Here is a 22,754-nt window from a genome sequence, read left to right as displayed (position 1 = left end):
ACGATGGCTGAAGCATTGGTGAAAAAGAAACTGATGTTAGAAGGTTTAGATTGTGCGAACTGTGCAATGAAAATTGAAAAAGGTGTTGGGAATATAGAAGGAGTAAATTCTTGTTCTGTAAACTTCGCAACAAAGACAATGATCTTAGAAACAGCACAAAATAAAGAAAACGAAGTTGTTACGGAAGCAAAACAACTCGTTACAAAATTAGAACCGCATATTAAAGTTCAAGAAGAACAAAAAAATAAAATTGCTAAAGAAGTATTTATATTAGAAGGTTTAGATTGCGCGAACTGTGCAATGAAAATTGAAAATAAAGTGAAGGAAATGCCAGCTGTCTCAGAAGCAACTGTTGATTTCGTATCGAAGAAATTACGAGTAGAAGTTGCGAATAAAAGAGAACTAGAAGCGACTGTAGCAAATATAACAAATGTCGTTCAAAAGTTAGAACCAGATGTGAAAGTTGTTCGTGAAGAGAAGAACGGTCATGACCACGGACATAGTCACGATCATGGTGAAGCAAATGTGAAAAAGATGGTAGGGAGATTAGTGGTCGGCGGAATTTTGACAGCAATTGCTGCATTAGCGGGCTTACCACAAATGGTAACAATTCCGTTATTCGTCCTTGCTTATTTATTAATAGGTGGAGATATCGTTTGGAGAGCGATAAGAAACATAACTCGTGGCCAAGTATTTGATGAAAACTTCTTAATGGCAATTGCAACTGTAGGAGCTTTTGCAATTCAACAATATTCTGAAGCTGTAGCAGTAATGCTATTTTATCAAGTAGGAGAACTATTCCAAAGTATTGCGGTAAACCGCTCCCGAAAATCAATTACTTCATTAATGGATATTCGTCCTGATTATGCGAATGTAAAGGTTGGAAATGAAACGAAGCAAGTATCACCAGAAGATGTACAAATTGGCGATTATATTATCGTTAAGCCAGGTGAGAAAGTGCCGTTAGACGGAAAAGTAATTGAAGGAACATCAATGGTAGATACTTCAGCATTAACAGGTGAATCTGTACCACGTGAAGTAGAAGTTGGAAATGATGTATTAAGTGGCTTTGTGAACCAAAATGGTGTGTTGACAATTGAAGTTACAAAAGAATTCGGTGAATCCACTGTATCGAAAATTTTAGATTTAGTTCAAAATGCAAGCAGTAAAAAAGCACCAACGGAAAACTTTATTACGAAGTTTGCACGTTACTACACTCCAGTTGTAGTTATTACAGCGGCGATCATGGCGTTTATTCCACCACTTATTTTAGAAGGAGCTACATTCTCTGAGTGGATTTATAGAGCTTTAGTGTTCTTAGTAATCTCTTGTCCATGTGCGTTAGTTGTATCCATTCCTCTTGGATTCTTTGGAGGTATCGGTGGTGCATCTAAAAGTGGTGTGTTAGTAAAAGGTAGTAACTATTTAGAAGCTTTAAATGATGTAAAATATATTGTTTTTGACAAAACAGGAACATTAACAAAAGGTGTTTTCAAAGTTACAAAAATGGAACCGAGCGAAGGTACTACAAGTGAAGAGTTATTAGAGTATGCGGCATTTGCTGAAGTATATTCTAACCATCCAATTGCCCAATCTATTCGAAAGGCATATGGAAAATCAATTGATGAAAAAATAATCGATGATTATAACGAAATTTCTGGTCACGGTACAGTCGTAAAAGTACAAGGAAAAGAAATTTTTGCAGGTAATGCAAAATTAATGAGAAAAGAAAATATTGAATTTAAGCAACCAGAAACAGTAGGTACATTAGTTCACGTTGCTGTAGATGGAAGATATGCAGGTTATATTGTTATCTCTGATGAGGTAAAAGAGGATTCGAAACAAGCGATTCAAAAGTTAAAAGAACTAGGTATTAAAAAGACAGTAATGTTAACTGGTGATGCAAAACCAGTTGGTGAAGCTGTCGGTAAAGAATTAGGCTTAGATGAAGTTCGTGCGGAATTACTACCACAACAAAAAGTAGAAGAGATTGAAAAAATTGATGCAGCGAAGCACGGAAAAGAAAAAATTGCCTTCGTTGGTGACGGTATTAACGATACACCAGTATTAGCCCGTGCAGACGTTGGTATTGCGATGGGTGGTTTAGGATCAGATGCAGCAATTGAAGCGGCAGACATCGTTATTATGACTGATGAGCCTTCAAAAATTGCGACAGCTGTAAAAATTGCAAAACGTACAAGAAGTATAGTGTGGCAAAATATCATCTTTGCTCTAGGTGTAAAAGGGATCGTTTTATTACTTGGTGCTTTTGGTATTGCAACAATGTGGGAAGCTGTTTTCTCAGATGTTGGTGTGACACTACTTGCAGTGTTAAATGCAATGCGTGTATTAAGAGTGAAAGATTTATAAAAAAGAGGACGCGACCCGCGTCCTCTTTTTTATTGGTGATTTTGTTGAAATTGACTCAATAAAATAATACCAAATATTATTTTACTTTTAAATAGCGTTATATTGAAATTTACAAATAAAATACATTCGTCTTATTCTTTTAATATATTTTTTACAAATATCCATATAGTATTGAAAAAACAGAGAAGGGGAAACTTCTCTGTTTACTTTTGTATGTTTTTTTCGACTTGTTCTCGAACTGTTTGAATGTAATTCATTTTATGATCCCAGCACTCTTGGCTTAAATCGACAGGGTATTCTTCAGGATTTAAAGTTCGCATATATTCTTCCCAAAATAGAGAGAGACTCTGTTCATTATATTTTTGAATATCTAATATACTTGGTAGTTCATATGTTCTTTCACCGTTAACGAAAATATCTTTATGCAGTTCACGGGCTTCAAAGTTTGTTACGAATTTACTTATATATGTGTGAACTGGATGGAACATTTTTAAGCGCTCTTCTTTTCCAGGTTCTTCAGAATCTAATGCAATATAATCGCCTTCTGCATGATCGTTTACCCGATTGATAATACGATAAATTCGTTTCAGTCCTGGAGTGGTAATTTTTTCAGGGTTAGATGAAATTTTAATCGTATCATTTAATTTTCCGTCAGTATCTTCAATCGCAACTAGTTTGTAAACAGCCCCCAATGCAGGTTGCTCAAAGGACGTAATTAATTTTGTCCCAACGCCCCATACGTCAATTTTTGCTCCTTGAGATTTAAGGTGCATAATTGTGTATTCATCTAAATCGCTAGAAGCGATAATTTTTGTATTTGTAAACCCTGCTTCATCTAATAGTTTTCGTGCCTTTTTCGATAAATAAGCCATATCACCACTATCAAGACGTATGCCATAGAAATCAATACGATCCCCAAATTCTTTTGCAACACGAATCGCATTTGGAACACCAGATTTCAATGTGTCATATGTATCAACGAGAAAGACGCACTTTTTATGAGTTTCAGCGTATTTTTTAAACGCGACGTATTCATCGCGATATGCTTGAACGAAAGAGTGAGCGTGTGTGCCAGCTACAGGAATCCCAAAGCGTTTCCCAGCACGAACGTTGCTTGTAGAGGAGAAACCACCAATAAAGGCAGCACGCGTCCCCCAAAGGGCAGCATCGAACTCATGGGCACGTCTTGTGCCGAACTCTAAAAGCTCATCATTACTTGCAGCATGTTTCATACGTGCTGCTTTTGTGGCAATTAATGTTTGGTAATTCACAATATTTAAGAGGGCAGTCTCAATAATTTGTGCTTCACCAAGTGGTGCATCAACACGTAATAAAGGTTCGTTATTAAATACAACTTCGCCTTCTTGCATACTGCGAATCGTCCCAGTGAATTTCATATTTTGTAAATAATGAAGGAATTCTTCTTCAAATTGTAATTCTGCTAAATAAGCGATATCGCTTTCAGTAAAACTGAAATTTTCTATGTACTCTACAATTTTCTCAAGGCCAGCAAAAACAGCGTAGCCGTTCTCAAATGGAAGCTTTCGAAAATATAAATCAAAAACAGAACGGCGATTATGAATACCATCTTTCCAATATGTATAAGCCATGTTGATTTGATATAGGTCTGTATGTAAGGCATAACTATCGTCTTTATAATGAGTCATCGCGAGAACACCTCCATAATTTGGTTATAGTATACCAATTTTTCACCATTCGTAGCAAAGAAGAGATATTGATGTGAAGTCAAGAGAGAAAAAAATGAAATTATGCATATTTTTTAGAAAATTTATATTTATCAATTTATATTTCTCCAAATTTTATGTATTATTAGAGTAATGGGGGTAATGAGAATGGAGGAGGACAATGCAACAAACATTAGAAAAAATAGGCAAACAAGTCTTTTATAAACGGCTACAGCAAAAAATGACACAAGAAGAATTATGTCAGGGCATTTGTTCTGTCTCATACTTAAGTAAGATTGAAAATGGAAAGATTGAAGCATCAGAAGAAATTCTACAATTGCTCTGCGCAAGATTAGAAATTGCCGTGACGGATTTGAGGGATGTAGAAGAAGATGTGAAGGGGAAGCTGGATGAATGGTTGAATGCACTAGTTCATTTAGACAAGCAACAAGTAGAACGTATATATGAAGAGTTGCAAGGTGAAATGAAGCATGTGTTGGATTTTGAAATTATAAATTATTATAAACTGCTGTATACACGTTATTTAATTATGAAAAGGGATTTTCCTGCTGTCGAAAAAGAGTTAGAGAGCTTAAAGAAGATGTACAAAAAGTATTCACCATTCCAAAAATTATTATATACGTATAGCAAAGGGTTATATTATTTTTTACAACATAGATATAAGAAGGCATTGGAGTATTTGACTCGAACAGAAGTAATGGCAAAGGAACAAGGTTATCATGAGAATGGAATATATTTCAATTTAGCTCTTGTTTATAATGAATTAGAAGTTGAACATATGACTTTACATTTTGCTAATGTAGCAATGGAAGGATTTAAGAATGAATATAAATTCCGTTATGTGATAAATTGCCAGTTACTTATTGCGTTGAGTTATATACAAAAAAAGCAATATAATGAAGCACTATCTATTTATAATAATATTTTGAGGGAAGCAAATTCTTTTGCTGATAAAGAAAGTATAACAGCTATTGCTTTAAATAATTTAGGCTTTTTGTACTATAACTTAAAAGATTATGCAAAAGCAAAAGATTATTATTTACAATGCCTAAAGTACAAAAAGGAAGAGGATTTAAATTATATTGATGCAGTGTATGAGATTGCTTTGCAGTGTATTGAATTAAAAGAATTTGAAGAAGCGAAAGATTGGATTAATAAAGGGATAGATGTTGCCAAGAGGGATGAAAAGTATAAAAGTATGCTATATATACTTTCAATGCTTAAGAATAAATACTTTGAAACGAAAGATGTTTATAAAAGATTTTTAGAAGTTGAGGCAATCCCATTTTTTAGAGGCGAAGAAAATAAAAAGGAATTAAAAATGGTGTATTTAGAACTAGCAGGATATCACGAGGAATTACTAGAATTTAAGGAAAGTAATAACTACTATAAATTAGCAATTAATTTATTAGAAGAAAAGGGAGGAAAATAATATGAAAAAAATAATTATTGGTGCTTTGGCTTTGGTAGCTGTATTAGTGGTATTGGAACCGCAATATGCTTGGACATCGGATATTTATGGTCAAGGAGAAAAAGTAGTAGAATTAATAAATTCTTAACAGAAACCCCTTTCCAACAGGAAAGGGGTTTTTCAATATTTGTTCCTCAAAATTCTACAAAACTTGAGAAAAAAATTATTTGAATTTTTAGTATATTAATAGTGGAAACATAATGCTAATATGAAACTACTCTTTTTCAAAAAAATTTTTATTAGGGGGAAGGTTCATGAAAAAGAAAAGTTTAGCATTAGTGTTAGCGACAGGAATGGCAGTTACAACGTTTGGAGGGACAGGCTCTGCATTTGCGGATTCTAAAAATGTGCTCTCTACGAAGAAGTACAATGAGACGGTGCAGTCACCTGAGTTTATTTCTGGTGATCTAACTGAAGCAACTGGCAAGAAAGCAGAATCTGTTGTGTTTGATTACTTAAACGCAGCAAAAGGTGATTACAAGCTAGGGGAAAAGAGTGCACAAGATTCTTTCAAAGTGAAACAAGTGAAGAAAGATGCTGTAACTGATTCAACAGTAGTACGTATGCAACAAGTTTACGAAGGAGTGCCTGTATGGGGTTCTACTCAAGTAGCTCACGTAAGTAAAGACGGTTCTTTAAAAGTATTGTCTGGAACAGTTGCACCTGATTTAGACAAAAATGAAAAGTTGAAAAATAAAAATAAGATTGAAGGCGCAAAAGCAATTGAAATCGCGCAGCAAGATTTAGGGGTAACACCGAAATATGAAGTAGAACCAAAAGCGGACTTATATGTATATCAAAACGGTGAGGAAACAACATATGCATATGTTGTAAATCTAAACTTCTTAGATCCAAGCCCAGGAAACTACTACTATTTCATTGAGGCAGACAGCGGTAAAGTATTAAATAAGTTTAATACAATTGATCATGTGACGAATGATGATAAGTCACCAGTTAAGCAAGAGGCTCCTAAACAGGATGCGAAAGCTGTTGTAAAGCCTGTAACAGGAACGAATAAAGTAGGAACTGGTAAAGGTGTATTAGGAGATACGAAGTCGCTTAATACAACGTTATCTGGATCATCTTACTACTTACAAGATAATACACGCGGGGCAACGATTTTCACATATGATGCGAAAAACCGTTCAACATTACCAGGAACATTATGGGCAGATGTAGATAATGTTTTCAATGCAGCGTATGATGCAGCAGCAGTAGATGCTCATTACTATGCAGGTAAAACATATGATTACTATAAAGCTACGTTTAATAGAAATTCTATTAATGATGCAGGAGCACCGTTAAAATCGACAGTTCATTACGGAAGTAATTATAACAATGCATTCTGGAACGGATCACAGATGGTATACGGAGATGGTGATGGTGTAACGTTTACTTCATTATCTGGTGGAATTGATGTAATTGGTCACGAGTTAACGCATGCTGTTACGGAAAATAGTTCAAATCTAATTTATCAAAATGAATCTGGGGCTTTAAATGAAGCGATTTCTGATATCTTTGGTACTTTAGTAGAATTCTATGATAACCGTAACCCGGATTGGGAGATTGGTGAAGATATTTACACACCTGGTAAAGCAGGAGACGCACTTCGCTCTATGAGTGATCCTACGAAGTATGGTGATCCAGACCATTATTCTAAGCGTTACACTGGTTCAAGTGATAACGGTGGTGTTCATACAAACAGCGGCATTATTAATAAACAAGCTTATTTATTAGCAAATGGTGGTACGCATTATGGTGTAACTGTAACTGGTATCGGTAAAGATAAATTAGGTGCGATTTACTACCGTGCAAATACACAGTATTTCACGCAATCTACTACATTTAGTCAAGCTCGTGCTGGTGCAGTACAAGCTGCTGCAGACTTATATGGTGCAAATTCTGCTGAAGTAGCAGCAGTTAAGCAATCATTTAGTGCTGTTGGTGTAAACTAAGGCTTTAAGGAAGAGCTAGTAATAAAATACCTCAAAAATAAAGAAGGAGCATAGGCTCCTTCTTTATTTTTTTCTCCATTTTTTCCACAAATAAAACAATCCAATAACGCCTGCGATTGTTACAACCCACTTCGCTTCATTTGTTCCGTTCATGACTTGGTATGCCGAATATACTTCAATCAATAAGGCCGGTATTTTACCTATTGTACTGGCAATACTGAAGGAGAGTAATGACATTTTCCCTAGAGCTGCAAATAAAGTCACGATACTTGATGGGATGAAAGGTATCAATCGAAACGATAGAACGAGTAGAAAGGCCTCTCTACCTTCTACATAAAGAAGACGCTCTACCTTTGGGTACTTATTTACTTTATCGTGAGTGAACTTTTGAAGGCCCAGGCGGTAAATATAAAACGAGATAATAGCCCCTAAGGCCTCACCTGTGATCGAAATGATTGTGCCATTTGTTACACCGAAGAGCTGTATATTAATGGCGGTTAAAAAGATGCTAGGAATAACACCTAAAAGACTAATGATGATGTTAATTAAGATACTAAGTGGAATTGCGATTGAATAGTATTCTGTTAAGAAATTTTGAATCGTTTCAGCCATTGTTTAAAATCCTTTATCTTTTTTTGCATTACACCATATTTCGATTGTATAGGCAAGGGAAAATTTACATAATGTAGAAAAACGTTGATAAGAAGGGGTCCTGATACCTTATATAGGTATTAGGTATATAAAAATAGGGGTATTTTAAATCGTTTTGAAAAACAGTATAAAACCCTTTTTATAAAAGGGTTTTATAATTATATTATTGGTGATTTTATTCGGGAAATAATTATAAAATATAGGGGGTATATATTATAAAAGGCGAAAAATAGAGGGTTGATGAAATTGCGCGGGTAAATATGGAAAAATAGATGAAAAAAATGAAAACTGATAGCTTTTTTCGTTGTGAAATTGACTTTTAGTGAAGTTGCGATAATAATCATGGAAGAGGTGATATGATGAAACGAATAAGTAGTCTTTTCTTCAGTAGTTTATTGGCATTAATGCTGATCTTAAGTGGATGTGCAGGAAAAGAACAAAAAACAGAGAAACAGACAGGTAATCAAGCTACATCGGTAGAAAAAATTAGTGATAATATTTTAGATGAAATGGAAGGACCACCTAAAAATGGTCATACGATTGAAAGACATGTAGGCAAGTCAGAAGAGGATTTGAAGAATCGCTTGAAGACAGATAAAGTGTCAGCCGCAAGTACATACTATGATAAAGAAACAGCGACGAAAGCTGTAAAAGATAGCTTGAAGCAACATGACAAGGAAATTCAAGATTGGTTAAAAAATTCTAAAGAGGCTCGTCTCGTAGTAAATACAACTCATTCATTCCCTGTTGGAAAAACGGTAATAAAGAAAAATATGAGTGTAAAAGACAAGTTGGTAAAAACTGTTACTGTTTTAGCAAGAGATAAGTCAGGGGAATTAGGGTTTAAGATTATTACTTCTTATCCATCTGATAAATAAGAAGGGGGAGTACATTATGTATATGACATTACAATACTTTCTTAAATCGTACTGTACGTTAAGTATTCATGAGGATGAAATAGTAAGCGTGATGGAAGAGTTTATTGAACAAGAAGACGAAGAAATTGTTTTGAAATTACGTGATGAATTAATAAATATGAAGAAAAAGAACGCGTGGGAAGAGGCGTGTGTATTAGCTGCGAAGCAAGGAAATCGTATGTGGTCTTTAGAAGAAACGAAAGACCATCTTGAAACTTTTTTACTATTACTGCAAAAGAAAAAGGCGTGATTTAATCACGCCTTTTTTTTTATGTTATTCGGTTGATATTATCTATTCTTTTGGGGCGCTTTTATATACACTTTTTGAAATTTGTCCATTTGATATTACTTCCCCGTTTTGTGTCACTTTTTTATACGTAACCGCTGTGATTTTATCACTAGTCCTACTAATTACTTGAGAAGAAACTTCAACATTTTTACCAGTATTTGTACCGAAAATGCGTGTAGTAATACTACCTCCATTTGAAAATGCTTGAATATAAATATGATTGCCTGTATTATTTTTAAATTTTAAATCTGGACCATAATCTGCTACTGCTGCATCTTGCCCAAGTGGTAAATAATTTACTGGCATAGAATGATTGCTTCGAGAAACAATTCCTAAATCAGCCCTTAAAGCTGCGCTGTATAAAGTACTACTGACTTGGCAAACTCCTCCGCCTGCACTTTGTATTACTTTACCTTGTGAATATACTGCTGCAGATTTGTAACCATGTGCAGCATCAGTTACGCCAACGCGGCCGTTAAAACTAAATGTTTCATCAGGTGCCACAATAACCCCACTTAAAGTATTAGCTGACTTATTTACGTTAAATGATTGATTTCCGTTACGGCCAGCCATTGGGGTAGAATATTCAGCAATGACTTCTTTAATACCCATTTTCTGTATATCTTCTGTAGAACGTTCTGGTTTTATGAATGTAACTGGCAATGTAACATCTGATTTACCAGTAGTAATAGCTTCGTTTGTTAAACTGTTTAGTTTTCCTTTATCAATTTTTTCTCCGTTTTGGCTTTGACTAACATTTACTGTTGAGCCTTCAATGCTTAATTCTGCATTAACAGGATTTTTTAATGTTTCATTATATTTATCTTTTATAAAGGTTTCATAAGCTGTTGCATTTAATTGTGGTGTTAATTTATAGTCACGTTTTAATTCACCGTTTTCAGCTTGCTTGCGCATTTTGTAACGATTCATTACGTTTCCTTCTTGTTCTTTGAAGATTTTGTCAATAATATCTTTCTCTTTATAATTTACCCCTAAATCTTTCCATGTGTAAGTTTGTTTATCGTTTTGGAATATGTAGGTAAGGGATTTTTGATCTAATTCAGTTACCCTTTGATTAATAATTGCTTGAATATCTTTCTTATTTTTTCCATCGAGAGAAATACCTTCAAATGTAGTATTTGGTAATGCAGTAGTATCTAATTGATTATTTAATTTGGATACATATTGATATCCCCCAACACCGCCTACACAAAGTAATATGCCCCCAGCAATTGCAGAACCAATCAGTATTTTACTTAGCTTCATTTATTTCCCCCCAGAAATTTATGTATAAATATATGTATTACATTTTTTGTATAAAAATGATGAAAATAACATTATGTACGTACTAGTATACTATTATTTTCACTGTGTGTGTAATGTTTTCATAAAAAATGTTACATCGCTGTAATAATTGTCACTTCTTGTCACAATGTGTATGAAAAATATGTTGAAAAATATAATAAAAAGGCTGTCTAGAATGATCTAGCAGCCTTTTTATTATAATTTTTTATGTTCATTTTTATTCGTAACACCGAGATGTTTTTGAAGGGTAGTTGAAATAGTATCGACGCTTTTTTCATTTGGCACGTAATAATAAATACCACCTATATATTTATCTGTACCTTCTACTTGCATTTTTTCCATCTTTAAATTTGAATCCATTGAATTTTTTGTAATTGTCATCATATCATCAAAAGTTAAATTGGTTTTTAAGTCTTTATCGACAGCGTCTAGTAGGCCACCGATTTTATTAATGGAATTAAGAGATAGTGCCTTTTCAGCAATGGCCTCTAATACAAGCTGTTGTCGTTGGCCACGCATATAATCACTATCGATGTGACGAGTTCTAGCTAGTGCCAGTGCCTCTTCTCCATTTAAATGTTGACGTCCTTTTTTTAGATGAATTGCATCTGCTTCATCTTTACTATTTTGCTCTGTGAATTCAACTGGAACGTCCACAGTAATGCCACCAAGAGAATCAACAATTTTAATAAAGGATTTAAAATTGAATTTTACATAATAATCAACTGGAACATCTAAAAAGTTCTCTACCGTATCAATTGTGCTGTCTACACCACCGAATACGTGCGCATGTGTGATTTTATCGTATTTATCACGTGATTTAATGTAGACGCGTGAGTCACGTGGAATGCTTACAAGTTTAACGGATTTATCGTTTTTATTAATTGTTGCAAGTAATAACGCATCTGTTCGAGTTGCTTTTCCATAATCTTTTTCCCTAATATCACTTTCATCAACACCCATAATTAGTACGGAAATGTTGTCGGTCATAGGTTTAACAGCTTTTTCACGTTTACTGGACTTTTCTCCTCGACCTAGTTCAGCATAAGCATTATTTAAGACGGACTTTGCTTTACTGTATATATGGAAGGAGTAGCCTCCTGCTCCAAGTGCTACAATTAGTAATGGAATAAGAAGGAACCAAAGTAGGCGTTTTTTCTTTGAGCGTCCTTTTTTGGCTCGCGTATCGTTGTTCGTGTCGGATTTCATCATTTTTTCTCCTTTAAAACTATCAAAGTGTATACATTTAGAAGTGTATTCAAACACATAAAAAATATTTTACGCTAAATAAAAGCGATTGTACATGTATAAAAAATAGATGTCTTGATTATTTATCCCGTATTAACGAGCAGTAAAACGCCCACCTCAAAGTCCAGTGAATACAATGAAGTTAGGTGGGAGATAACTGCCCGTAAATCCCCGATTGATGAAGGCTAATAATCAGAGTGGGGATAGCCCCACTCTGATTAAAGTTTCACTTTATAAGACACCTATTCGTTATTGTATACAAAAGATAGGGATAAGAAAATGATAAAATTTTACCTAATTACAACATAATGCTTACGATAATTGCAGATAAAATACTAACGAGAGTAGCTCCATATAGTAATTTAAGGCCAAACCTCGCAACAACGTTTCCTTGTTCTTCGTTTAGTCCTTTTACCGCACCTGAAATAATACCAATGGAAGAAAAATTGGCAAAAGATACAAGGAAAACAGAAATAATACCAACTGTACGGGGAGAAAGGCTATTAGAAATTTTACTAAGGTCCATCATTGCGACAAATTCATTCGTTACAAGCTTCGTTGCCATAATGCTACCAGCTGCTACAATTTCAGAGCTTGGTACACCGATAAGGAATGCGATAGGTGCAAATACGTAGCCAATTAATTGTTGGAACGTAATACCGAATATAATGAGGAACAAGTCATTAATACAACTAATTAATGCGACAAATCCGATGAGCATAGCGCCGACAACAATGGCTACACGAAAACCATCAAGAATATATTCTCCAAGCATTTCAAAAAAGCTTTGTTTTTCACCTTTGATTTCTAAAATATCTTCGTCATCTTTAACGTCGTAAGGGTTAATGATGAGTACGATAATAAAACCGCTAAATAAATTGAGAACGAGTGCAGTTACTACATACTTAGGTTCAATCATTGTCATATAGGCACCTACGATAGACATAGATACGGTTGACATAGCGGAGGCACAAAGTGTATAAAGACGGTGTTTTGGAATTTGAGCTAATTGCTTTTTCACTGTAATAAAAACTTCTGATTGGCCGACAATGGCAGAAGCGATAGCGTTGTAAGATTCTAATTTCCCAAGACCATTTATTTTACTAAGAAAGTACCCGATCCAACGAATGAAAAATGGTAGTATTTTGAAATGTTGTAATATACCAATTAAAACAGAAATAAAGACGATTGGTAATAATACAGTAAGGAAAAATGGCATTTCACCTTTATTTGCAAGACCACCAAATACGAAATTTATTCCATTAGCAGCATACTCGAGTAGCTTTGTAAACAAACTGGAAATGATTCTAATAAGTATGAGGCCGATTTCTGTATTTAATAGTAAATAGGTTAAAATTAACTGTATAATAAGCATGATAAAAATTGGTTTAAATTTAATATGCTTCTTATTATTGCTAGCAATATAAGCGAGCAAGAAAACAACAATTAATCCGACGAAAAAAGTAATGAATTTCATGGTAAGCCCCCTAAAAGAGATATTCTGCTATATATGTTTTTCATTTCAAGGGAGAATATGCATCTTTGGTAAAGAAAGGAATAGAGAGAGTATGAATATATGTAGAGTGCATCACGTTGCAATTATTTGTTCGAATTATGAGACGTCAAAGTATTTTTATACTAGAATATTAGGGTTTAAAGAAATGAATGAAGTATATAGAAAGGAACGAGATTCTTATAAATTAGATTTATGTGTAGGAGAAGAGTATCAAATCGAATTATTTTCATTTCCAAATCCGCCTGAGCGCAAAAGTTTTCCAGAAGCAGCCGGTCTTAGACATTTAGCATTTGCTGTTACAAATATAGAAGAAGCTGTGAAGCATTTAAATCAATGTGGTGTTGAGATCGAACCGATCCGTATTGATGAAATAACGGGGAAGAAATTCGTCTTTTTCCAAGACCCTGATGGTTTACCTTTAGAATTGTATGAGGTTTGAAAATTGGTGGATTTTATATAGAGTTGCTTTCCAATAATTGAAGAAACTAAAGTGAAACTTCTTTTTAAAAGGAGGTGTAACTTTAGCTAAGAAAGCTAAAGAGCATATGTGGATATTTTAAAATTATTGATGGTAGTCATTCTTATTGGGTTAACAGCATTTTTTGTGGCTGTTGAATTTGCAATTATTAAGGTACGTAGCAGTCGTATTGATCAACTCGTTAGCGAAAAAAGACGAGGTGCACTGGCCGCTAAAAAGGTAACTACAAATTTAGATGAATATTTATCGGCCTGTCAGCTAGGTATTACAATTACTGCTTTAGGGCTCGGGTGGTTAGGGGAACCAACCATTAAACATTTACTCGAGCCGTTGTTTTTAAAATTGCAATTCTCACCTACAATTTCCAGTACAGTTTCATTTATTATTGCCTTTGCAGTAATTACATTTTTACATGTTGTCATTGGGGAACTTGCTCCAAAGACATTTGCTATACAAAAAGCAGAACAAGTTAGCTTATTGTTATCGAAACCACTTATTTATTTTTACCGAGTTATGTATCCGTTTATTTGGGCTTTGAATGGTTCAGCGAGGGTTGTAACTGGTTTATTCGGATTACATCCAGCTTCTGAACATGAAGTAGCTCATTCAGAAGAAGAATTAAGGTTAATCTTATCTGAGAGCTATGAGAGCGGAGAGATTAACCAAAGGGAATTTAAATATGTAAATAATATTTTTGAATTTGATAATAGAGTAGCAAAAGAAATTATGGTACCTCGTACGGAAGTTGTAGGCTTATATGAGGACGAACCATTTGAAACACATATTAAAGTAATCGCGCAAGAAAAGTACACGAGATATCCTGTATTTGGTGAAGATAAAGATGAAATTATTGGGATGGTTAATGTAAAAGATTTATTTATTCGTTATATGGATGGTAATCGGGACGAGGAGTGCTCGATTATGCCATATACAAGGCCAGTTATTGAAGTGCTAGAAAATATTCCAATTCATGATTTACTATTACAAATGCAAAGAAAACACATTCCATTAGCTGTATTGTATGATGAATATGGTGGTACAGCAGGGATTGTTACACTAGAAGATATTTTAGAAGAAATTGTTGGAGAAATTCGAGATGAATACGATGAAGATGAGAATCCACCTATAGAGCATGTAAGTGAAGGCTATAAAATCGTAGAGGGAAAAGTGCTTATTAGTGAAGTAAATGATTTGCTTGGCATACATTTAATTGCTGATGATGTAGATACAATTGGTGGCTGGATTATGGTACAAAAACAAATCGTTGCTGAAGGAGATATTATTGAGAAACACGGTTTTTATTTTAAAGTCCTTGAAAAGGATATGCATCAAATTAAACGAGTGGAAATAAGGAAAGTAGGAGAATGATTTTCTATAAACTTTAATAAAAAGGATATACAGAAAAATAAATGTTTGCGCTTTCAAAAAAGGTACTATATAGTGAAGGTGGATACTGAAAAATTCTTCTGAATGATACTCGTGTTTTTAGAGGGCGGATTTTTTGGATAAGGATTTAGAATGAAAAAGTATAGGTGATAAAAATGATAGCAACGAAGGATATACGTATAGAAAAAGATTTTTTAGGTGAAAAAGAAGTACCAAGTGCAGCTTATTATGGTGTACAAACATTACGTGCTGTAGAAAACTTCCCAATTACAGGATATCGCATTCATCCATCACTCATTACAGCAATGGCAATTGTGAAAAAAGCGGCGGCACTTGCGAATATAGATACTGGTTACTTAGCTAAAGACATTGGACATGAAATTGCAGAAGCAGCGCAAGAAATTGTTGATGGAAAGTTTCATGATCAATTTATCGTGGACCCTATTCAAGGCGGAGCCGGAACTTCTATTAATATGAATACAAATGAAGTAATTGCGAATAGAGCGTTAGAACGTATGGGATATGAAAAAGGTGCGTATGCGAAAATTAGCCCAAACACTCATGTGAACATGGCCCAATCAACGAACGATGCGTTTCCAACAGGGATTCATATTGCAACTCTTATGATGTTAGAAAAGCTTCTTATTACAATGGAAGAACTTCATTCTGCTTTTCGTAAAAAAGCAAAAGAGTTTGATCACGTTATTAAAATGGGACGCACACATTTACAAGATGCAGTTCCAATTCGCCTTGGACAAGAATTTGAAGCGTATAGCCGAGTGCTTGCGCGCGATATAAAAAGAATTAAACAGTCTCGTCAACATTTATATGAAGTGAATATGGGGGCGACAGCTGTTGGTACAGGATTAAATGCAAATCCTACGTATATTGAACAGGTGGTAAAACATTTAAGAACGTTTAGTGGGTTCCCACTTGTTGGTGCAGAGCATTTAGTTGATGCAACGCAAAATACAGATGCATACACAGAAGTATCTGCAGCACTTAAAGTATGTATGATGAACATGTCTAAAATTGCAAACGATCTTCGTATTATGGCGTCTGGGCCACGTGTTGGGTTGGCTGAAATTCAATTGCCAGCACGTCAGCCAGGTTCATCGATTATGCCAGGTAAAGTAAATCCAGTTATGGCAGAAGTGATTAACCAAGTCGCATTCCAAGTAATTGGAAATGATCATACAATTTGCCTAGCATCAGAAGCGGGACAATTAGAGTTAAACGTAATGGAGCCTGTGCTTGTATTTAATTTAATTCAATCTATTAGTATTATGAATAATGGATTCCGTGTATTCCGTGAATATTGTATTGAAGGAATTACAGCAAATGAAGAATTGCTGAAGCAATATGTTGAGAAAAGTGTTGGAATTATTACAGCAGTTAATCCTCATATTGGTTATGAAGCAGCATCTCGTATTGCACGTGAAGCGATTGAAACAGGAAAATCTGTTAGGGAGTTATGTTTAGAGCATGGTGTACTGACAGAAGAGGAATTGGATATTATTTTAGATCCATTCGAAATGACTCACCCTGAAATTGCTGGAGCTTCTTTATTAAAAAATAAAGAAATGTAATGTGAAAAACACCGATCCATTTGGATCGGTGTTTTATTTTTAAAAGATATTAAATACAGCGTTTAATTGAAGTAAGCTAATAACAGCTAAGAAGATTAAACTGTATTTCATTGCTGTTTTAAATAGAGCAGATTCTTTACCAACTAGTCCAACTGCGGCACAAGCAACTGCTACAGATTGTGGTGAAACCATTTTTGCCATTGTACCACCTACTACGTTTAAGGCAACGAGTGTAGAAGGAACGATGTTTAACTGGTCTGCTGTTACTGCTTGAAGTGGTGCGAATAAAGAACCACTTGAAACTACTGAACCTGTAATGAATACGCCAATCCATCCTAAGATTGGAGAAAGAATTGGGAATGCATTACCAGTAGAAGAGAATGCAAGTCCAAGTGTAGATGACATACCAGAGTAGTTCTCTACGTAAGCTAATGCGATAACGCTACAAATTGTATATACTGGAGCTTTTAATTCTTTCATTGTTTCAATCATTAATTCTTTAACCATTTTACCTTTTACGCGGTAAACGATAAGTGAAACGATAATTGCTAGTACAATCGCAGTAGTTGTAGAAGAGAATACATCAAATTTGAAAACAGCTGCGAAAGGTGTATCAGCTTTTGTAATTGGTGTAGTTTTCATAACAGCATTATGAAGACCAGGGAACTGAATGTTAAATACTAAGTTTGCTAACGCACCATCTGGAGCAAATAAAGCTTTAATCGGTTTTAAGTTAAAGATTGTTACAAATGCAGTTAAGAATACGAATGGAGACCAAGCATATAAAATTTGATTGAATGTATGTGATACTTTAGTTTCTTGTTTTTCTTCTTTAGTAGAAGATTTTGGTTGCCAAACACGTAAGAATAATGCAAGAGAGATCATACTTACAACGGCTGCGAAAATATTAGTAAGTTCTGCGCCTAAGAAGTAAGTTACAGCGAATTGAGTAATAGCGAAAGAAACACCACTTACAAGAATACCTTGCCAAGTTTCTTTAATACCTTTAATTCCATCGACCATTGAAACAAGTAAGAAAGGTAAGATAACACTAATGAAAGGTAAAATAAGAACAGTTTGACGACCAATAGTTAATGCGTCAAGTTGAGTTAATTGTGCTGGTACTGTAACTGGAATACCCATAGCACCCATAGCACCACCAGCAATATTAGCTACTAAACAAATACCTGCTGCTTTTAATGGATTAAAGCCCATACCTACAAGTAGTGCAGCTGTAATAGCAACTGGAACTCCTAGACCAGCTGCGCCTTCTAAGAAAGCACCGAAGGAATAAGCGATTAATAATACTTGTAAACGTTGATCATTTGTAATGCTTGAAATACTATCGCGAATAATATTGAATTGCTCTGTTTTAACAGTTAATTTGTAAAGGAAAATTGCAGCGATAACGATAGTACAAATTGGATAAAATCCAGATAAAACACCGAATCCGGCAGATGCTACAGCTACTGTTGCTGGCATTTTATAAACAAATATTGCAAGGATAATAGCGACAATCACACTATAAAGACCAGCCATGTAACTTTTCATTTTGAATCCCATTAAACAAATGATGAAACAAAAGATTGGAAGTGCTGCGATTAGTGCAGATAACCAAATATTGTTTAATGGGTCATAAATTTGTGTCCAAGTACTCATAATAATGACAACTCCTATCTATTATATGTGAAGAAATTCACATTATTTGTGAAACTATTCACAATCAACTTACATGCTTAGTATATTCTCCTTCAACACTATTGTCAACGTAAAAAAGTATAATTATTCCATAATAGTGTTAAAAGAAAAGCTTTGTTCATAAAGTAGACAAAAAACACACTCAAATGAATTTAAGTGTGCTGTATAAACTATGTGCATATTATTTTGCTTATTCAGATGGCATGTTCCTTATAGGCGTATATTAGATGAAGTCTTTTATATTAAGTATAAAGTTTGATATATGCAATTATCTGTCCTGTTTGATCTAGTGGGGGGAACGGTGAGTGGATTTAATAGGAAGTTTTGCACAACAATCCAACCGCTTGCAATACGAATAAAAAATAAGAAACAAATTTTTAATATCACATCATCTCTTTTTACTGAAAATTCCTTTTAGCGTAACAAAGAGGTTAATTATAGTTCAACTACATTACGATAGGTTATCAATTATAGACGGTATTTTACAATACCGTTACTGTGCATTTCAATGAGGTGAAAATATAACAAAAAGCCTGATAAAACAACGTTTGCAAGCAAAGTATTCGTAGGCCATTATTTTGCTTTTTCGTTATATCATATAGTATAATATTCAAAATCAGCAAGGATTTTTTCCAGAATTTTTGCTGATGAAGATGGAAAAATTTTTCGGCTTTATAGGTTGATAAAGTTATGTCGTAACAGGAAATATAAGAACAGATATATAAATAAATAAAAAGAACATAAAAACGCAAATAAAAACGAAAATGAGGGGAACTTTATGAGCCAAAATCAATTCGAATGTCGTATTTCAGAAGAAGATGTACAAATGTTAAGAGCGTTAGCTCACCCACTTCGTCTACGTCTAGTAATGGAACTTATGCAAAGAGGAACATGTAATGTAACACAGCTACAGGAAGTATTAGAAATTCCACAATCAACTGTTTCACAACATTTAACGAAGTTAAAGCAAAATAAAGTAGTACGCTTTGAAAGACGAGGATTAGAAGTGTATTATCAAATCCATAATGATAAAGTAAGTGCGGTAGTAAAAACATTATTTTCTTAAAATTTGAATATTATGGAAAAAGACGTGTAGAATATACGTCTTTTTTTATTTGTCAGAAAGGTAGCGAGAGAGTAAATATTAGCATGTGAGGAAGAAATGACTATCAATCAACATGCTGCCTTACGGAATATATTCTAAAAGGAAAAGAAAAAATAGAAAGGAGTGTAGTAAGCAAAAGGAGGGATAGTAGTATGGATGTAAAACGTGTGAAGCAAATTTTATCTTCTTCAAGTAGAATTGACGTTACATATGAGGGCGTACCAGTATGGATTGAGAGCTGTGACGAGCAGAGCGGGGTTGCTCAAGTGTATGATGTATCTAATCCTGGAGAAAGCGTTCACGTGAACGTGACGGCTTTAGAGGAGAAGTAATAGAAAAGACGCTTCTAAAATTAGAAGCGTCTTTTTTTGTTATTCCATCATATGTGCAATTTTCTTAGAGAACATAAGAAGTACTAATCCCAGTACGATTACGATAATACCGATGCTTGCGAATACTTCTAAATATCCTAAAGATTGAGTGAAAGCAGCTAATTGTCCTGCTAAGAAGTTTGCACATCCAGTACCAGCTAACCATACACCCATTAATAATGATGCTAATTTAACAGGAGCGATTGCACTAACCATAGATAATCCGATTGGTGATAAGAATAATTCACCGATTGTATGGAACATGTAAGTGAATACAATGAATAGTAAGTTTGCCTTCATTGTAATGTTACCTTCATCGCTACCAGTTTTTAGAACAGCTAAAGTTAAAACTAAGTACCCGATTCCTAGTAAAATCATACCGAAAGCCATTTTTGTAGGGATTTTTAAATCACCATTTTTTGTTTTTGAAAGTTTAATCCATAAAGCTGAAACAGGTAATGCTAGTAAGATAATGAATAGTGGGTTTACAGATTGGAACCAAGGTGTTGGAATTGTAAATCCACCAATTGTACGATCTACGAACTTATCTGTGTAAAGTGTTAAAGAACTACCAGCTTGTTCAAAGCCTGCCCAGAAGAATACAACGAAACAAGTTAAAATTAAAATTGCAGCTGTACGTTTTTTCTCTTGTGATGTTAAAGGTTTTTTCTCAATTACTTTTGCAGTCTTTTCTTTAGATTGTTTACCTACAACAGTTGTACCAATTGTTCCTAAGTAACGAGGTGCTAAGAAATTAAAAGCAACCTGTCCAATGATCATACCGATACAAGCTGTTAGGAATCCATATTTGTAATCTGTGAAGTAACCGCAAATGAATGGAGCGATAAGAGCTCCTAAGTTAATTCCCATGTAGAAGATAGTGAAGGCACTATCACGACGAGAATCGTTGTCGCTATATAATTGACCTAGTAAAGTCGAAATATTTGGTTTGAAGAATCCATTACCAATAACTAATAAGCCTAATCCTAAAAATAGTCCAGTTTTCGTATTCATTGAAAATAGTACGAAGTTACCAATCGCCATAATGATACCGCCAATAGTAATGGCATGTCGTTTCGTAATGAAATGGTCAGTTAACCAACCGCCGAGAATCGGTGTGAAGTATACTAACATTGTGAAAATACCGTAAATTTGAACGGCAACTGCTTTATCAAATCCTAAACCGCCACTTACTAAGCTCGTTGTTAAATAAAGAACTAATAAGCCACGCATTCCGTAATAACTAAATCTTTCCCATGCTTCTGTAAAGAACAACAAGTATAACCCTGGTGGATGTTTTTTTGGTGATTGTTGCTCTCCAGCTTTGTCTAATTTTAAAGCTGCATCCATTTTTGTTTCCCCCTAATCCTGTATAACGGATATTTATGTAATCATTTTAATTTACAAAATATTTAGAAGTCAATAGAATTATATGGAAATAGAAAGAAAATTTCTAAAAAAGTTCTATTTTTCTTCGACCGTTACTGTATTTTGCCCTGAAAACGAGATGATAAGCGTTTTCAAATGTAATAATTGAATTCTAAAAGAAAATAAAATATTGATTAATCAGAAAATTTAGATTAAAACATTTATTCTGATATAAAGAAAATATATTCTATTTACTTTCTCAATATAACATATTGGGAATAAAAATACAAAACGAAATAATGTGACATTTAAGTGAATTGAAAAATAACCAGCTCCACAGAAGGGAGCTGGTTAAGGAAATATTATTTAACAAAGCGTTTTTCAATGTCATCTAATAGTAGGTTAGCGGCCATTACGCCACCAGCTGTATTCCAAATAACGTCATCAACTTTGTATGCTTTACCATTTTTTACTGCATTTAAATTTTTAAATAGAGGATCGTTTATATACTCTTTTTCTAGTTCAGATCCTTTTTTCTCATTTCCTTTATCGAATGTGAAGTAGAATAATACGTCACCATCCATAGCAGAAATACGCTCTTTAGATACGTTACGCTCTGCAAAATCATCTTTATTTTGATCTCCAGGACGTTTAAATCCAAGTTCTTTTAAAATAACACCAGAGAATGTATCGCCATGATAAATACGAACATCACCAGGCATGAAACGAACCATAGAGATTTCTTGGTTTACTTTATCGCCAAGTTTGCCTTTTAAATCTTTTATACGTGATTCGTAATCAGCTACAACTTTTTGACCTTCTTTTTCTTTATTTAATGCTTTTGCATAAAATTTGAAGTTATCTTTCCATTCACCACGTAATGTTTCTGAGAACACAGTAGGTGCAATTGCTTTTAGTTGTTCGTACACTTTTTCGTGGCGCATTTTATTACCGATAATTAAGTCTGGTTTTAAAGAAGCAATTGTTTCAACGTTAACTTGTCCTTCATCACCAACAACTTTTACATCTTTCATTTTATCCTTAATATGTGGATACCATGGGTCACCAGTCCAAGACTTTACAGCACCAACTGGTTTCACACCTAATTCAAGTAAAGCTTCAGTTCCTTCATTTGTTAAGATAACTACACGTTTTGGATTAGCAGGAACTTCTGTTTTACCCATTGCATGTTCTACAGTAACCACTTCTTTTTTATTATCTTCTTTTGTAGATTCTTCTTTGTTATTTGATTTTCCACAAGCGCTTAAAAGCATTGAAAATGCTAGTAAAAATACAAATACTGTAAACGATTTCTTCCGCATGAAATTCAT

The 22,754-nt window shown here is 34.2% G+C and carries 19 protein-coding genes; 11 read left to right on the top strand and 8 right to left on the bottom strand.

Annotated elements, in window-relative coordinates; translation table 11 throughout:
- Nucleotides 1-3: 3 nt before the first annotated feature.
- Nucleotides 4-2,370: a heavy metal translocating P-type ATPase gene (locus tag D1166_RS16545; RefSeq protein WP_000796562.1), complete on the top strand. Its 2,367-nt coding sequence runs from the start codon at nucleotides 4-6 to the stop codon at nucleotides 2,368-2,370.
- Between the two features lie 203 nt (nucleotides 2,371-2,573).
- On the opposite strand, the gene D1166_RS16540 is transcribed toward D1166_RS16545, so the two are convergent.
- Nucleotides 2,574-4,037, bottom strand: a complete 1,464-nt coding sequence (locus tag D1166_RS16540) for a nicotinate phosphoribosyltransferase (RefSeq protein ID WP_000150184.1) — start codon at nucleotides 4,035-4,037, stop codon at nucleotides 2,574-2,576.
- Nucleotides 4,038-4,236: 199 nt separating this feature from the next.
- On the opposite strand from D1166_RS16540, the gene D1166_RS16535 reads away from it, so the two are divergent.
- The 3 genes from D1166_RS16535 (at nucleotide 4,237) to D1166_RS16530 (ending at nucleotide 7,502) form a co-directional block, all read left to right on the top strand.
- Nucleotides 4,237-5,508, top strand: a complete 1,272-nt coding sequence (locus D1166_RS16535) for a helix-turn-helix domain-containing protein (RefSeq protein ID WP_001187937.1) — start codon at nucleotides 4,237-4,239, stop codon at nucleotides 5,506-5,508.
- Nucleotide 5,509: 1 nt separating this feature from the next.
- The gene (locus D1166_RS31075) at nucleotides 5,510-5,635 is read left to right on the top strand and encodes an NprX family peptide pheromone (protein ID WP_000720172.1); all 126 of its coding nucleotides are present in this window, start codon (nucleotides 5,510-5,512) and stop codon (nucleotides 5,633-5,635) included.
- 166 nt (nucleotides 5,636-5,801) lie between these two features.
- A complete protein-coding gene (locus D1166_RS16530) occupies nucleotides 5,802-7,502 on the top strand; it encodes a M4 family metallopeptidase (protein WP_097855844.1) in 1,701 nt (566 codons plus the stop codon).
- A gap of 63 nt (nucleotides 7,503-7,565) precedes the next feature.
- Here D1166_RS16530 and D1166_RS16525 read toward each other — a convergent pair whose 3' ends face one another.
- A complete protein-coding gene (locus D1166_RS16525) occupies nucleotides 7,566-8,114 on the bottom strand; it encodes a TVP38/TMEM64 family protein (RefSeq protein WP_044584122.1) in 549 nt (182 codons plus the stop codon).
- Nucleotides 8,115-8,512: 398 nt separating this feature from the next.
- Here D1166_RS16525 and D1166_RS16520 point away from each other — a divergent pair, with 398 nt between their 5' ends.
- Nucleotides 8,513-9,031: an RNase A-like domain-containing lipoprotein gene (locus D1166_RS16520; protein ID WP_000822695.1), complete on the top strand. Its 519-nt coding sequence runs from the start codon at nucleotides 8,513-8,515 to the stop codon at nucleotides 9,029-9,031.
- 16 nt (nucleotides 9,032-9,047) lie between these two features.
- Nucleotides 9,048-9,320, top strand: a complete 273-nt coding sequence (locus tag D1166_RS16515; protein ID WP_000282019.1) for a hypothetical protein — start codon at nucleotides 9,048-9,050, stop codon at nucleotides 9,318-9,320.
- A gap of 42 nt (nucleotides 9,321-9,362) precedes the next feature.
- On the opposite strand, the gene D1166_RS16510 is transcribed toward D1166_RS16515, so the two are convergent.
- The 3 genes from D1166_RS16510 to D1166_RS16500 all read right to left on the bottom strand — a co-directional run bounded on the left by D1166_RS16510 (nucleotide 9,363) and on the right by D1166_RS16500 (nucleotide 13,389).
- Nucleotides 9,363-10,625 carry a VanW family protein gene (locus tag D1166_RS16510; RefSeq protein WP_000777362.1) on the bottom strand — a complete coding sequence of 421 codons (1,263 nt, stop codon included), beginning with the start codon at nucleotides 10,623-10,625 and terminating at the stop codon, nucleotides 9,363-9,365.
- A 234-nt stretch (nucleotides 10,626-10,859) separates the two neighbouring features.
- On the bottom strand, nucleotides 10,860-11,876 hold the full coding sequence (locus tag D1166_RS16505; protein WP_001986019.1) for an LCP family protein: 1,017 nt from the start codon (nucleotides 11,874-11,876) through the stop codon (nucleotides 10,860-10,862).
- Between the two features lie 334 nt (nucleotides 11,877-12,210).
- Complete coding sequence (locus D1166_RS16500; RefSeq protein WP_000668870.1) at nucleotides 12,211-13,389, bottom strand: NupC/NupG family nucleoside CNT transporter; 1,179 nt, start codon at nucleotides 13,387-13,389, stop codon at nucleotides 12,211-12,213.
- A gap of 91 nt (nucleotides 13,390-13,480) precedes the next feature.
- Here D1166_RS16500 and gloA2 point away from each other — a divergent pair, with 91 nt between their 5' ends.
- The 3 genes from gloA2 to aspA all read left to right on the top strand — a co-directional run bounded on the left by gloA2 (nucleotide 13,481) and on the right by aspA (nucleotide 16,881).
- Nucleotides 13,481-13,867, top strand: a complete 387-nt coding sequence (gene gloA2, locus D1166_RS16495; RefSeq protein ID WP_001017684.1) for an SMU1112c/YaeR family gloxylase I-like metalloprotein — start codon at nucleotides 13,481-13,483, stop codon at nucleotides 13,865-13,867.
- 108 nt (nucleotides 13,868-13,975) lie between these two features.
- On the top strand, nucleotides 13,976-15,274 hold the full coding sequence (locus D1166_RS16490) for a hemolysin family protein (RefSeq protein ID WP_061655584.1): 1,299 nt from the start codon (nucleotides 13,976-13,978) through the stop codon (nucleotides 15,272-15,274).
- Between the two features lie 173 nt (nucleotides 15,275-15,447).
- Entirely contained in the window at nucleotides 15,448-16,881 is a 1,434-nt protein-coding gene (aspA, locus tag D1166_RS16485) for an aspartate ammonia-lyase (RefSeq protein WP_000562129.1), read from the top strand.
- Nucleotides 16,882-16,920: 39 nt separating this feature from the next.
- Here aspA and D1166_RS16480 read toward each other — a convergent pair whose 3' ends face one another.
- The gene (locus D1166_RS16480) at nucleotides 16,921-18,540 is read right to left on the bottom strand and encodes an L-lactate permease (RefSeq protein WP_000109103.1); all 1,620 of its coding nucleotides are present in this window, start codon (nucleotides 18,538-18,540) and stop codon (nucleotides 16,921-16,923) included.
- A gap of 817 nt (nucleotides 18,541-19,357) precedes the next feature.
- On the opposite strand from D1166_RS16480, the gene D1166_RS16475 reads away from it, so the two are divergent.
- Complete coding sequence (locus D1166_RS16475) at nucleotides 19,358-19,645, top strand: ArsR/SmtB family transcription factor (RefSeq protein ID WP_000081428.1); 288 nt, start codon at nucleotides 19,358-19,360, stop codon at nucleotides 19,643-19,645.
- Nucleotides 19,646-19,836: 191 nt separating this feature from the next.
- Nucleotides 19,837-20,016 carry an acid-soluble spore protein H gene (locus D1166_RS16470; RefSeq protein ID WP_000382683.1) on the top strand — a complete coding sequence of 60 codons (180 nt, stop codon included), beginning with the start codon at nucleotides 19,837-19,839 and terminating at the stop codon, nucleotides 20,014-20,016.
- Between the two features lie 39 nt (nucleotides 20,017-20,055).
- Here D1166_RS16470 and D1166_RS16465 read toward each other — a convergent pair whose 3' ends face one another.
- Entirely contained in the window at nucleotides 20,056-21,405 is a 1,350-nt protein-coding gene (locus D1166_RS16465) for a peptide MFS transporter (protein WP_097855842.1), read from the bottom strand.
- Between the two features lie 380 nt (nucleotides 21,406-21,785).
- The gene (locus D1166_RS16460; RefSeq protein ID WP_001010274.1) at nucleotides 21,786-22,754 is read right to left on the bottom strand and encodes an ABC transporter substrate-binding protein; all 969 of its coding nucleotides are present in this window, start codon (nucleotides 22,752-22,754) and stop codon (nucleotides 21,786-21,788) included.

Source organism: Bacillus sp. ISO11 (assembly GCF_003458115.1).
GTDB classification, from domain to species: domain Bacteria; phylum Bacillota; class Bacilli; order Bacillales; family Bacillaceae_G; genus Bacillus_A; species Bacillus_A cereus.
Note: the sequence above shows the minus strand (reverse complement) of the source record. Positions and strands in the feature narration are given on the sequence as shown.

Bases quoted from the DNA above. Each gene is read 5' to 3' on its own strand.
- D1166_RS16545 (WP_000796562.1), top strand. From the start codon at position 4: ATGGCTGAAGCATTGGTGAAAAAGAAACTGATGTTAGAAGGTTTAGAT.
- D1166_RS16540 (WP_000150184.1), bottom strand. From the start codon at position 4,037: ATGACTCATTATAAAGACGATAGTTATGCCTTACATACAGACCTATAT.
- D1166_RS16535 (WP_001187937.1), top strand. From the start codon at position 4,237: ATGCAACAAACATTAGAAAAAATAGGCAAACAAGTCTTTTATAAACGG.
- D1166_RS31075 (WP_000720172.1), top strand. From the start codon at position 5,510: ATGAAAAAAATAATTATTGGTGCTTTGGCTTTGGTAGCTGTATTAGTG.
- D1166_RS16530 (WP_097855844.1), top strand. From the start codon at position 5,802: ATGAAAAAGAAAAGTTTAGCATTAGTGTTAGCGACAGGAATGGCAGTT.
- D1166_RS16525 (WP_044584122.1), bottom strand. From the start codon at position 8,114: ATGGCTGAAACGATTCAAAATTTCTTAACAGAATACTATTCAATCGCA.
- D1166_RS16520 (WP_000822695.1), top strand. From the start codon at position 8,513: ATGAAACGAATAAGTAGTCTTTTCTTCAGTAGTTTATTGGCATTAATG.
- D1166_RS16515 (WP_000282019.1), top strand. From the start codon at position 9,048: ATGTATATGACATTACAATACTTTCTTAAATCGTACTGTACGTTAAGT.
- D1166_RS16510 (WP_000777362.1), bottom strand. From the start codon at position 10,625: ATGAAGCTAAGTAAAATACTGATTGGTTCTGCAATTGCTGGGGGCATA.
- D1166_RS16505 (WP_001986019.1), bottom strand. From the start codon at position 11,876: ATGATGAAATCCGACACGAACAACGATACGCGAGCCAAAAAAGGACGC.
- D1166_RS16500 (WP_000668870.1), bottom strand. From the start codon at position 13,389: ATGAAATTCATTACTTTTTTCGTCGGATTAATTGTTGTTTTCTTGCTC.
- gloA2 (WP_001017684.1), top strand. From the start codon at position 13,481: ATGAATATATGTAGAGTGCATCACGTTGCAATTATTTGTTCGAATTAT.
- aspA (WP_000562129.1), top strand. From the start codon at position 15,448: ATGATAGCAACGAAGGATATACGTATAGAAAAAGATTTTTTAGGTGAA.
- D1166_RS16480 (WP_000109103.1), bottom strand. From the start codon at position 18,540: ATGAGTACTTGGACACAAATTTATGACCCATTAAACAATATTTGGTTA.
- D1166_RS16475 (WP_000081428.1), top strand. From the start codon at position 19,358: ATGAGCCAAAATCAATTCGAATGTCGTATTTCAGAAGAAGATGTACAA.
- D1166_RS16470 (WP_000382683.1), top strand. From the start codon at position 19,837: ATGGATGTAAAACGTGTGAAGCAAATTTTATCTTCTTCAAGTAGAATT.
- D1166_RS16465 (WP_097855842.1), bottom strand. From the start codon at position 21,405: ATGGATGCAGCTTTAAAATTAGACAAAGCTGGAGAGCAACAATCACCA.
- D1166_RS16460 (WP_001010274.1), bottom strand. From the start codon at position 22,754: ATGAATTTCATGCGGAAGAAATCGTTTACAGTATTTGTATTTTTACTA.